Genomic DNA, 13894 nt, shown 5'->3' on the forward strand with positions numbered 1-13894 from the left:
TCACTGCGCAATTATTTTCTTCGCTGTTAACTGACTATTAGCATCAACAGATAAGCCACTACTGTCATGCACTATGACTACGTCATCACCAAAGCTCACATGGGCGCCTTTGGTAATACTGATCTGATTAAACTGATGCAGACCAACCAACTTTTTATTGAGGTAAGCAGTCAGATCCAGTTCAGATTTCACCACTATCGCATTCTGGCTATTGCTCTCAATCAGTAAGCGCGGCACTGATTGATCATCCTGGTCGATATATTCATCGGCATCCAATACTACTTCGATACCTTGCAACCCGAATGCAAGATCATTATCTGTGGCTATCCAATTTGCATCGCTGACATGCAGCTCCCACTCTTTGGAACCCGGAGTGGTATTTAGGGCAACTACACCAATAATCTCGAAATAGCCCACGCTGCGAATCGGTGTGCGTCCACTATCATCTATTTTATTTTCGTTATCGACGATTAAGTCACCATACTGGTCACCGGGCTTTTTGAGATAGACGCTCCCCGCTCCGGAAACATCGCCCGGGAAGACGCTGCCGGTCAGGTAGGACCCTTGGAAGGTGAAACTATCGCTAACGTAAACACTGGCACGGCCACCGCCACCCACTGCCGTATTATCATTGACAAAATCACTCGCTCCACCGCGAATACGCAGTTCCCCTGTAGCAGCACCATCAAAATGTTTCACATCGAGATGAATACTGCCGCCGGCGGAATAGTTTATTGCTTTTGCATCAGCGTTGATCACACCATCGAGTGTGAGTTTATTGGCCACCAGTGAGATGGCACCCCCACCGCGAGAAGTTGACAAAGTAGAAGCTGACCCCGCAAATAGGGCATAGCGGTAGTCACCATAGGTGCAATCCGTTGTCGCCCCCGATGACATTCCTCCATGACATCCGAAGCGGCTGCTGATGTTGTCACCATAGGGTCCAGCATCCTTATTAAGATGGCCAAGCGCCTCCACATCAATACTGGAGGTGTTGTCGATGGACACATCACCTATGACATTTAGGCGCAGCGCATTCCAGTTACTACCATCGCGGGAACGGAGGTGACTGTCACCGGAGAGGATTAAATCACCACCCACAAAGAGCGTATCTTCAAGGCCTGCACGGATTTCGGCTCCAACGACCGCTTCCAGGTTGGCTTCGATATGAACACTTTGGCCAATCAAATCCAACTCTGCACTGTCTGCGACATAGAGTCGTCCCAGCACGGTAATGGTGTCATCGGCTTCAAGAGTGAGCGCTGTACTCGTGCCACCAATCTCAAGATCACCGGTTATCACAATACCCTCTGCATGCAGGGAGTGAGCCTGTGCATCGGTGAAGCTCAATTCGGGGGTATAGAGCACATGGTTGATAACAACCCAGTCACTATTCAGCCCTAGGTAGTCGATAAGCGCGGTGGCGCGTTCAGACAGAACCACTCCAGTTGAATCATCGAATGTCGAGCCGGGAAGATCATCAACATTCACTAGATCGTCACCAAACGATAGGTGTCCGCCATCGATGATGTTGAGCGTGGCCAGATTGTGCACCCCTATTAACTTGTTACCGACCAAGTTCGCCTGGGTTAAGTCATCGGCACTCTCCACTTCAAAGCTCGAACCGGTGTTGGTCAGGACACGCAATAACGGGGCTTGATCGTCTTCGGCATCCAAGCGCACCAGGCGCCCAACGATACCCGCACCATTTTCCCCATTTGCACTGGACCACACATTGTTGGCGATAGAGATACGGTAGCGGTTGTCCTCGCTCAGTTTCTCAACCGCAGTTATCTCGTGCTCACCGACAGAGGGCACGCCGGTATTGGCCACACGTTTGCCGGTTTGCAGATGGCCGCCATTGTCCACCCACAGGTGCCCGCTGCTCTGGGCGGGTGATTTCACAAACACCGTGCCCGCACCGCCGACATCGCCCTGGTATTGGCTGGCCACATCCACCGTGATGCGACTGGTATCGGTTTGATCCAGGGTTACCGCATCGATAAATGGCGTAATGATTGAAATACGTCCACCGCCAGAAATACGGTTGCTGGTGGAGCTCAACGAGTAGCCGGTACCTCTCGCAGTAATACGCCCCTGCCCCTGCAGCGAAGCTGTCTCGATATGCACCGAACCGCCAGCACCACCGGGATAGGAACTGCTGCTCGCCTGGCCACCATCGACATCAATCAAGCCGTCGAGCTGTACGGATGGGGCCTGCAGTGTCAGCACACCGCCACCGCGGGCACTGCTGTATCCGGCCCCCGGTTGCGCAGCGTATTCGTAAGAACCGTAACTGCAGGCTACCGTTTCTACATTGGAACGCGCACCGGCGTGACAACCCTTGCGGCTGGAGTCGGAACCACTGCCATCGTTGCCGAGGCCAGCCAGGTCCACCACCGCGTTCTCACCGATAGTGGCTGTCCCCGCTACGGTAATGCGCAGTGGGTAAGCCTCCAGGTAAGAAGACATCGGATTTGGTTCTGTGGGCGTGGTCAGGGTGGCATTGCCTTCCAGCAACAAATTCCCCTGTACAACAATCGTTGTATTAATACCTAGGCTCAGTTTGGCATCGCTCACGGTGAGATCACCGGTGATCACAACACTTTCACCGGTCAGCATCAGCGTGGAAGCCGGACTCAAGGTTAAATCACCGTTAATATTCAGCGCCTGATCACCGAGTATTTCGTAGCTGGCATTGGCACCGATGGTGATATCCCCGTCGACATCGATACTCTGTACGGATAGAGAGCCACTACTATTTTCCGGCACAGTAATGGCACCGGCGTAGGTCAGCCCATTGTAGGTATACACATAAGGGTTGGCCTGTAACCAAAGCTCTGTCGCCGTTGAGCTTGCAGAGGCATCAATACCACTTAACTCGCCCAGAATAGAGTTAGCCGTATCGAGAATTTCCAGTCGATCATCACCAAAGCTCACGTAGGCTCCGTTAACTACACTTAAGCGATCCAAGCGGCGCACACCTAACAGGCGTTTGCCACTTAAATTCAGTGCAGAAAGATCATCGGTGGATTCAATCACAAGGCTTTGATACTCACCGCGCAGAACACGATACACCGGCGCATCTGCATCATCGGCATCGAGAGTCACATAAGTTCCCGCAATGGAGAAGGTCCAGAAATCATCGTGGGAATTAGTGCTCCAACTGTAAGTATCAACACTGATTTTCCACGCATTGTCTTCACCACCCACCGCATCGACAGCGGTAATAGTTGCCTCGCCCACAGAGCGAGCATAGACACCCGGTTTATGAGCCCGAGTACTTCCGTTATCAACAATCAAGTGTCCATAACTTTCTGCGGGTGTTTTGATAAATACCGTACCGGCACCGGCAACCACTGCACTGTTGTTGGCGAAGTCGCTGGTAGTGGAGACAAAAATTCCACTGCCCGGCTGCTGCCAATCAATCACTGCGGAGTTGTTGGTCCAGATACTGATACGGCCACCGCCGGAGATTTCATTGGTCTGGGAGTTGAGATCGAAACCTGCCCCCTTGGCCTCAATGGAACCTGTTCCGGAAATAACCGGTACATCAATATGCACACCGCCGCCAGCGCCACCGAGATAGCTCGCCGAACTTGAGGCCTTACCATTAGCGTTGATTACACCATTTAAGGTCATCTCCGCCGCACTCAAAGTGAGCAGGCCACCACCGGCGCTTTGCAACGTCGCACTCGAGGCACTGCCTTCACCACCACTGCCAGGCTGAGTCGCACGTTCAAAGCGTCCGTAACTGGTGTTGGTGCCGGAACTATTCACACCACCGTGGCTATAGCGATTAGAAGTACCAGACATCTGGAAGTTGTAGGATGCAGGCGCACCTTTACCTTCGAGATCAATCAAACCGTCGGTCTCGACAGTAACTTTACCGGAGACAATCAAGTCCAACCCGAACACATAACGGTGGGAACTGTTTTGATCGGCAGGTTCTGCACTGAGTACCGCGCCGCTGGCAATGGTGAGGTCACCATTGATTTGCCAGGGGCCGCGAATAGCCGCAGTTAGTGAAGCACCGTTGCCAATACTCACGTTACCGTTGACAGTAACACTCTCGTAGACATCCAGGGCCAGTTGCGTATTGCCATTAACCGTTAGATCACCGTCGATTGTCAGGTTTATTCCGGAGAGATACTGGGCTCCAGCATCATTCAGCAACACACTGCCGCGATGATTTTGATCGTTGACGTTATTAAACGCAGCAACCATTCCTAGAGAGCGTGGCGACAAAGTAATCGCACTCACTTCATCAACAATCGCATCAGCCAAATTGTTCACGCGAATCTTATCGTCGGCAAAATCCAGATGCGCACCGCCAGTTACCCGCACACTGTCAAAGCTGTGTACACCCACCAAGCGACGCTGATCCAGCGGGCGATTGGCAAACCAGCGTGACAAGTGGGTGCTGGTAGCCACGGTAATGGATTTGGAAGTGTGCTCGACAATTTTGAACAAAGTCGCGCTATCGTTTTCTGGCTCCAGGCTGATCCAACGCCCTTCAAATCCGGAAGAATCGATAGTGGTATTTTTCAGCTTAATTACCCAATGATTGATTGCCTGGGTATCTACAAATTCCACGGGTTTATCGGTATCAATCGTGATCTGATCGATCTCATGTTCACCGATAGCATCCATGGGCGTAGAGGGCAGAATCACTTCGCGACCGCCGTTATCGGTAATCAATAACCCGTGAGTATCTGGGTTTGAATCGCTGGCGATATAAAGGGTTCCCGCACCGGCAATATGACCTTCAGCCCCACTGCCAAGTTGAGCTCTTGCTGCCCACTGGCTCAGGTCGCTGACAAAGCCTGTGGTATTGGCACTAAAGATGGCGATACGGCCACCGGCACCACTGTGAAGCTTGTCGATATCGTTGTAGGTATTAAAGCCCCCTTGAACCGACAGTGATCCAGTGCCGCTCAGTGTTGCCACTTCAATGCGAATACCACCTCCTGAACCAGGATAATCGTATTTGTCATAGAAAGTACGACCATTGGCTTCGATGCGGCCGGCGAGGTTCAAGGTTGCAGCATTGATGCTGATTAAGCCACCACCGTCACCCAGGTCGTAACCAATTCCAGGCCGGCTTACATCAAAGTAAGAACCCTGGATACAATCATGACCGTCATCATCGCTATCGCTGATCATGGAGGATAAACGTATGGAACTCATTCCGCCGTAACAACCGTAGGAACCGCGATCTGCCCCAGAGTAATCCCAACCTTTGCCCGTGAGATCGATCAAAGAGTCAATATCGACATTGATCTCTCCGAGTACCTCTAACAACAGTGGATAGTCTTCTCTGTCACTGGCCGGATTGATATCCGTATTGGGCACCGTAAGCGTCGCCTGAGTGAGATCAATATTACCGCCCACCATCAGCGGCTCTTGTAATCCAAGCGAGAGATTAAAGTCAGTATCGCTGTCCTCTGGCGCACCGGTAATACTCAAGTCGCCCGTGATCGCAAGTTCATTGGCCTCGATAGTATTGTTAGTGCCCTGAACGGAGACATTGCCATCAACATAAATATCAAAGGTACTATCGACAGTTACATTACCGAGGATGGTGATGCTGTCGGCAATGATTGCCGTAGTGAGATTAACGGTTTCGTTTTCCCAAACGATATCGCCCATATCCACTACGTTGTAGACAAGAATATCTATTGATGCAGAGCGCGAGCCGAAGGTCGCAGTCATTTCGGTGCTACCCACACTGACTGGACTTACAACACCACTATTCAGTACTGCAACCGCTCCATCGGCAATACTTAAATCAATACCGAACAAGGCTACATCAGTAACATCAGCACTTTTCAACTTACCGTCGATATAGAAGACGGCTTCCAGCTGATACTGAGGCGCAGATACCGGTGCATTTAGATCAATGCGCAGTTCGCTACTGGCAAAGCGCAAACCGGAAATATCATCGGCATTGAGGGCCCGAGACGCACTGTCATTGGGGTCGCTACCTGCATTCCTTTCCGCTAGATCAGATATGCCATCGCCATCACTGTCCCACTGAGTGGGATCAGTGCCGTCGCTGACTTCCTGGGCATCATCGATACCATCACCGTCGCTGTCATTACCATACTTTTCAAGATCGGTTCCGAGACTTGCTTCAGTCGCATTGTCGAGGCCGTCGCTATCGAAATCTTCCGCTCCGTCCGGAATACCATTGTTATCCGAATCACTCGACAGTGGGTCGAGACCATTGATACCAGCTTCGATCTCGTTGGCAATACCATCCTGGTCGTAGTCTTTGCCGTACTGCAACACTTGAATAGCGCGGGTGTTAGCAACTTGCAGGTCGCCTTCAGGCAAAGTACCACCCAGCTGGATCATGACGTAAGTGCCATCATCAAGCCCCGTATCGGAATGGTGAGGCATAACCATCGTGGGCTTCAGGTAATCCAGTACAAAAGTGTCATCATCAATTTGTACAAAGCCGTCGGAAATCTGCTGGTAGTCAAACTCGCTGCTTGACGGCAACAGGTTGAATTCCACCAGACTATCTTCCATGGCGTAGCTCTGATCGAACTCATCCATAGCGATATGCGGTGTACAAATGATTTCTTCACGCGGTAACAACACTTCGCCGTCATCAATACGCTCAAGATTTGAGTCATTAGAATCGATGATATAGCAGTGGTTAAAGCTCAGCGGGTCTTGCGCGTAGAACACAATACGGCCCGGCTCCTCCAGCAATGCCTGCCCACTGACTACCGTACGAGTTTCGGCATCAAGTAAAGTCAACGCAAACTTGCTGCGGTTGGTTGCCACCATCTCTTCGCTCAGGTTCATCACCAGAGGAATATCGAGGGACTCGTGCACCTTCTCAAACTCACTGGCAACAATATGCGGCGGTGTTCTGGCGAAGACCACATCATAGGTTTCCACAGCGAAGGCTGCCGCCGGTTGAGTGTCCGCCGGTGTAATAGCGCCCATAGTCAGGGTAACCGTTTCAGCGATAGCATCACTCAAGGTGAATTCAGCCACACCATTAACGACATCCAACTCCATACTCTGGGTGCTGTTGGCAAAGGCTGCTGAACCATCAACTGTTACAGTAACTTTGTAGCTGGCTGCTACGGTCGTGTTATTAACATCCAGTGTGGGCACACGGTTACCGTAACTATCCACGAGTTCCAAGCGCACAATCGCTTTTTCGCCCTGCTCAAGCTTATCCATATAACCGTTGTAGATATCTTCCACACCGACCTGTACGAATCTCCACGCAGTTGCTTCACCATTAATCACGATTACAGGCACACTGTTAATCGCCACGGGATCGCTGGCCTCATTGGCGTCGTGATCGTAACGACTGGTCAGTGCAAGGCGATCATCTTGGGGGTAGCTCAATTGAGCCGGGTAAGTTCCAGCGCTAATACCGGCGCTCACTTCCAGCGTAGATCGACCGTGATAAAGCGTTACCGTGGCCTGCTCGCCGAGGAAGTTGTTATCACTATCGAGCCAGCTTTCCACCGTAACACCTTCAGCAATGGCAAAGTGGAAACCATCTCCCGGGAGGTGCACACGCACTTGGCGCTCACTGTCGTGGGCAACGATATTGCCGTAGGTATCTCGCGCAGTAAGCTTGATATCAAATAGGTCAGATGCCTGAACCGGTGGCAGATAATCCACATCCAGGTAGTGGGCATCGGCGGCCAGAACTTCCACCCATTGGCGGGCAGCACTGATATAAGAGTGATCCTGCAGGCTTGCCTGCAATTCAACCTGCCCGGACTTGGTGAAACCATACCAGGAGAAAGGTGCAAGGCCCTGTGCATCTGTAATCACAGTATCCGCAGTAATAGACTCACCGTCGGCGGTGTTAATTGTCCACACCACTGATTGCCCGCTTACGGGTCTGCCCGCGGCGTCTTCAACACGCACCTGGTGAGTAGCTCCGTCTTGCAGACTGAACACACTGGGGTTGATATGGGTTGTACCCGAATTATCAAATACCAGTAGGTTCGGTTGCTGTGTCAGCACAACAGAGATTAATTCACCTTCAGCACTTTGTCCCATCGCATCAGTAACGCGAAGTTTGAGGAACAAAATATCGTTCGGCAGAGCCAGGCTTGGCACTTCTACCACATGGTTAAGTTGCGCCGGGCACTGTTGGTTGAAGCCTTCTCTGCACAGATTTTGCCATTGATCACCACCGTTGCCGCGAACCATCAGGTCAACCTGCAGTCCGTACAAACCACGATCATCCACTGTCTCCAATCCGTTGAGAGACAGCTTTAACAAATCGCCGTAGAAAGAGTTATCCGCAACAACAACGTTGAGGCCGTCCAATACCGGGGCTGTATCAGGTAACAGCGTAATTGGACGGGTGATAGTCGTGCGTTGATCAAAGCTGTCTACCAACGTCACTTTTACATCAGTTGCCAAAGATTGGCTCAATCGTGTCACAGCCGATTGTGTGGATACCGTCAATTGCTCATTGATAGCGGTGACTCCGTCAAACTCAAAGCGTTTGAAGGAACCTTCCAACTCAACTTCAACGGCTGATATTCCCAGGTCATCGTTGGCGGCCACAGTAAGATCGAGATCCGCTCGTTCAACGAGTTGTGTAGGCGTTACCAGATTATCCATTACTGGTTTCGTATCCAGGGTTGTGGAAATAGATTTCTGCACAACCTCTGTTCGACCCACATTATCTGTAGCCACTGCTTCAAACACATAGGTTGTGTTCAGCTCAGGAGAAGCTTCGGTATAAACCAGCTCTCCGGCTTCGAACTGCGCAGCAACAACATAACCATTGCGTGTAAGTGTGACGAAGTCGATTCCACTACCTGAATCAGCAACACTCAAGCGCACAGTGATAGGTCGTGCGGGTGGCACAATGTTTTCGGCCAGCCACTCGCCTTCGATATCCATAGAGACACTCGGCGGCAATTCATCCACGAAGCGTTTCATTTCAACCACGTTGGATTCTGTTTTATTGCCGAACACATCAACAGCGCGAATCTTCAAATGCAATCCAGAATCTTCTACCTGATAGTTCTTGTAGATGACATAGTCTGGGCCATAGTGCTTGCCGATCAACTCAAACTGCGCAGTCTCCGGTGACTGTGGGTCGTAGTTAGAGGACTGATAAAACTCCACTTGCTGTACCGGATGGTCACTGCCTCGCACATGGGCGCGGATAGTCAGGGGCTTGGGTACAAAGGAAATTTCATCGGCTTCGATTTCAGCGAAGAAACTGTTAACAGGAATATCGGTTCCCTGCAGCCACAAAGTACGTACCGCCGAAGTTACTGTCTGCCCGGAATAAGTCTCAATCTGGGCTAGTAACTCGAAGGCATTACCGTTAGGCAGGTTGGCCGGAACCAGAATATTGGCATTAAATGGTGCTTCATTAACTTCCGCTACCAATTCCCCATTAATGGTATAGGCAACCGCACTGACACCGCGGGTATCAGCAAGGGCAATATTTAATTTATCCCCTGGTTCAAATACACCATTGTGCTGCGGGGTTACCACCGCTGGAGAACTCCACGGATAACGATTATCCAGTTGCAACAACTGATAACCATTGCGCTCCATACCCACAATCATCTGCTGATTGTTCACCGCCATCGCAGTGATGTTGAAAGGCAGCGTCGCAATGGTAGTGATTGATTGCCACTGAGACAGAGAAACTTCTGCCACAGTTACACCATGGGTAATAAAGACTCGATCACCTTCCACTGCCAGGGCCTGAATGACGGCAGGCGCGCTCAACTGCGCGGTCTGATTGCGACCCAGATCATAGCGATAAAGCTCACTGGCTACCGCATAGACAAGATAATCTTCATTAGCCGCCAGTAAACGCAATTCTGAAGCGGTGCTCAAACGAGTCTCCGGCTCAAGATCAACAGCGTTGACTGCCTGGTTAAACCCAGCTAACTGCAGCAAACGCCCACCACTGGTGGCAACAAATAAATTGTCATTAATCAGGGCAAGCGCGGTAACGGTATCCCCTTCACCCACCGCCATTGATTGAGAAGAACCACCGTCCAGGGCGCGCCAGAAAATAGACTCACCGCTGGAAGCGACAATAATATCTTGCGCCACAATAAATTGATCGAATTCAGCACCGCTAAACAGTGTTTTGGGCTGTACCAAACGAGCGGATTGATCAATCTCAGGCTGCACTTCGATAATACGTTTTTGCGATGCCTGCAAGGCGTAAAGCTTTCCGTTATACCACTGTGTTTTTGTGGTGTTAGCCACATAGGGCGACGGATAAACAGACTCAACCGTACTATTGTTAAGTTCAGCTCCCCAGATTAATCCATAATCTTCAGCACCAGCACTAAACATACCTTCGTAGATACCGATATCTACTACACGACCACCTTTTAAGGTCGGCGCGTAATAACTGTAAGCAGGCTTAGTCGCCGTCGAGAGCAATAAATCATCAGCTTCCGCAAGACGCAATTGTCCTGCATGCAGCACGCTGCGTTGCAATTGAGAGCCCAGTGCATGGTGGGTTTTACCTAAGACATAGGCCTGTTGCGGTTTGGTAATATCAATCCACTGGATAGACTGATCCGCCGTTGAAAGCGCCAATAACTGATTCGGCAGCCCCAAAAGGCGATCGACAGGTAAAGCAGTTGCTTCCAGCTCACCAACTTTTTCAATATTCCCATCGTTCACCAGCCACAATTGTCCGGCTTGCTCGGCGATATAAATACCCTGGGGTGTAACAGCCATAGCACTGAGGGAATGATTGCGCAGCCAGGTTTTATGGGTGCTGAGACTGCTGGTAAAGGAAACCAGCTCAGCATCACTCAACACATACCAGTGACCATCGCGGTGAATCACATCCACAATATCCCCGGAAACCACCGTATCGGTTATAGCTTCCAGTGCATTGCCTGTGACTTCAAAGAGTGTCACACGATTGCCCTGCACTGCGATCAGTTGATCGGCAAAGTAAGCCAAGTGATCAATGTGCCCAGTAATAGCGTGATCGCCGAGTCGAATAAAGTTTTGCTCCGGATCAACAAACATCACACCGATATTGTCGAGGGCAACCAGTATACGATCATCGATAAAGCTAATGGCCGTCACTTTGGCATCAAACTGCTTCACCAGTGCGCCACTCTGATCAAAGAGCTGATGATTGCGCGTGTAGTAGCTGCGACCCACTCCGTTTAAGAACAGATCAAAGCTCTGGTCAACACCACCCAAACTAAACTGTGCGGGGGTTACAACTACAGCCTTATGCTCAACATCGGTGGAATTACCCAGACCGTCATCGATAGCCGCTTTCACGGTTAGGCTTTCAGCACTTTGAGGCACTGTAAACTCGAGACTCTCGCTCCCGCTCGCAATCAATACCTGGTTGTGATCGTAAACATTGATTTCTGTGCTTGCGCCGAGAGCAATGTCACTAACAATACGCAGATTTAGTTGAGCACCACCCAGAACCGTTGGCCCCATACCACTCAGGGCCAAGGGCAGGCTGACTTCTTTCGGCAGGATTCGCAGGCCGATCTCATCCTCGACATAATCGAATCGATCACCCCAGTATGCGCGCACTCGCAAGGTGTAGTTATCCTGCTCGGCCACGGCAAAGAGTCGCAGATCAAGTTGACCGGCGGCGTTTTGCAGCAGAGTGCGAGTCACCAGGTTGCCATCGAAATCAAACAGCGCAACTTCAGTGTACTTAAAGTCATCTGCGATCTGAGGCTGGGTAAATAACGCGTGGAAATCTACTCTTAGGGTTTCACCTTCAAAGAACTGCTGGTTATTTTGCGGCGAAACAATGGTCAGACTTCCCTGAGTGAAATCATTATCCACCAGGTTAAGACTGCTTAGCAGCGGTGTTTCACTTTCCACCGTCGTAGTCAGCACACTTAACGATGTTGCTTCCGGCAGAGTCAGCCATCCCGCCAGCCCCTTATCGGTGGCGCGTAATACCAGAGGGTTAGAGTCGAGATCCGCTGACGTTGCTCGCACAGTCATTGCCTCAGCCCAACTTGCCGTCATCGGTATCAGCGCACCTTTAACCACGGCGATATTGGACTCCGGCGTAACCAAAGGCATCGCAATAGCTGCCGCAGGTACAGCAACATTAGTCGTGTAATTTGTTGACGGTGTCATCACCTCGATGGTCAGAGTCGTGGCTGTAAGGTTTCGGCGCTCAACCGCAAGCAGTTGTTTGCCGTCAACCCAACGCCTGGAGAACTCAACTGGATTGCTGTTCTCGTCGTAGATTCTCACCGCGCGGAAGTGGTGATCTTCGGGCATATTGCCCACTTCAATCAGCAGTACACCCGGGTGTTCAGTGAGGGTTGCACTGAGAGTCACACTGGTTTGTGGATCGGCAAAGGAATTTGCATCCACCCGGTCAGAATAAATGGACAGCAAACCATCCAACGCCGAACGCATCTCAAGGGATTTACCCTCGGCAGACTCTCCACTGAGCCAGCCGCCCAGCTGTCCACTTTCGAACACAGCCCAGTATTGTCCCTGCCCTTGCTTAGACAGTTTCACCAATACTCGAGAATCATCACTAATAGCGCTGGCCGTATTGAGCTGTTCAATTTCACCAAACTCTGGGTAGTGATGATCGATGGCGAGATTATTATCAGATAACCAACGGCCAAACGTGAGGTCGCGGTTTTTCCAGTAAATAATCTGCTCACCGTTAACCGCAAAATCATCGGCGCTCACTGCCGTCATTGCCACTTTCAACAAGCGGGCATCAAGGTTTTGAGTGTTCTCATACAGGGTCAGACCACTGTTTGAAAGAACAAACAAGCGGTTGTCTTGTACACGGGCGGCAAGCACAGGTTCACCGTGGCTAACGCCCATGACACTGTGCCACTGCCCCTGCTCCAAACGGGACACCGAGAAGCTCTGCCCCATTTGCACAAATACATCACGACCGTTTGCTCCCAGGTAATCCCCCCACAAACGCGTCGGTGTTGCCGGGGTCAGTGCGTGATCCCAGAAGTGAAGATAACGATTGCCTGATTCAACAATTACAGCTACAAGCCCACTACCGGTGTAGTCCAGTGATTCCAGATAACCGGAGCCTTGGGTTAGCAGTGTTTCAGTGGCAGTCGCCAGGCGGAAGCCTTGCGGCTGGTTAACGGCAACTACCAGTCCGCGCCCAGGCCACTGGGCTGTATCAACAATGCGTTCATCGACGCTATTGGTAGACACCAACGTGGTGGAAGTGCCGGTCAGGTAAGGTCGCTTGCTCAACGACTCGACAACCTGCTTAACATTTTGAGACAGGTCCACCAAGTTGGCGGTGACATCAACAGAGTTATCAGCACTGTTAATCGCTACCCTTGCCGAAGTCTCTGCCATAGGTAGAACAGTGGTATCTGCACCGTCAGTAACACTTACCTGAGAAGACAGATCAAAGTCTTGCATCTGCTCCGGTTGATAAGCCTCAACCCAGATACCTGTGCCAGAAAGAACCGAAGTAGCCGGACTGATAGCAAGCTCGATATTTTCATCAATGCCCGTGTCATTTTGCACATTAATCAGCGAGCGATGAACCAGTGTACCGTCGGTAAGTTTCAGCAGTACGACGCTGTCGGTGGTGACCTGCGGCAGTGTCACAGCAACACTGAAGCGTTCAGGATCATTGTCACCCCGCGTGAGATGCACAGGAGAGCTGTCAGCCTGGCCACCGAGTTCAAGGTGCAGGTAGGCGTCGTTGACGCGCTGCATCAAGACTTCAAACTCAAGCGTTTGATTCTCGCGCAGGGTTGCACCCTGAACCGGATTCAGTATCACTAAACGCGGCTCTTCGCCTTCGGGATCGTAAGGCTTGAGCGTAACCAAACTTGAGAGCTGCTCGTTGTCATTCTGGTCAACGGCTTTAGCCTGCAGAGTGACAGGGTTTTCAGTAGTTGCT

1 protein-coding gene (only partly in view) is annotated in these 13894 nt (G+C 51.1%); it reads right to left on the reverse strand.

The window, feature by feature from the left end:
- Positions 1 to 13894: the end of an Ig-like domain-containing protein gene (locus ACJJII_RS20330; protein ID WP_444917520.1), read on the reverse strand. 24359 nt of this gene lie beyond the right edge of the window; only the last 13894 of its 38253 coding nucleotides appear in the window; its start codon lies beyond the right edge, outside the window; it ends in the stop codon at positions 1 to 3.

The sequence above is a fragment of the Microbulbifer maximicatervae (SeqCode) genome, from assembly GCF_052467825.1.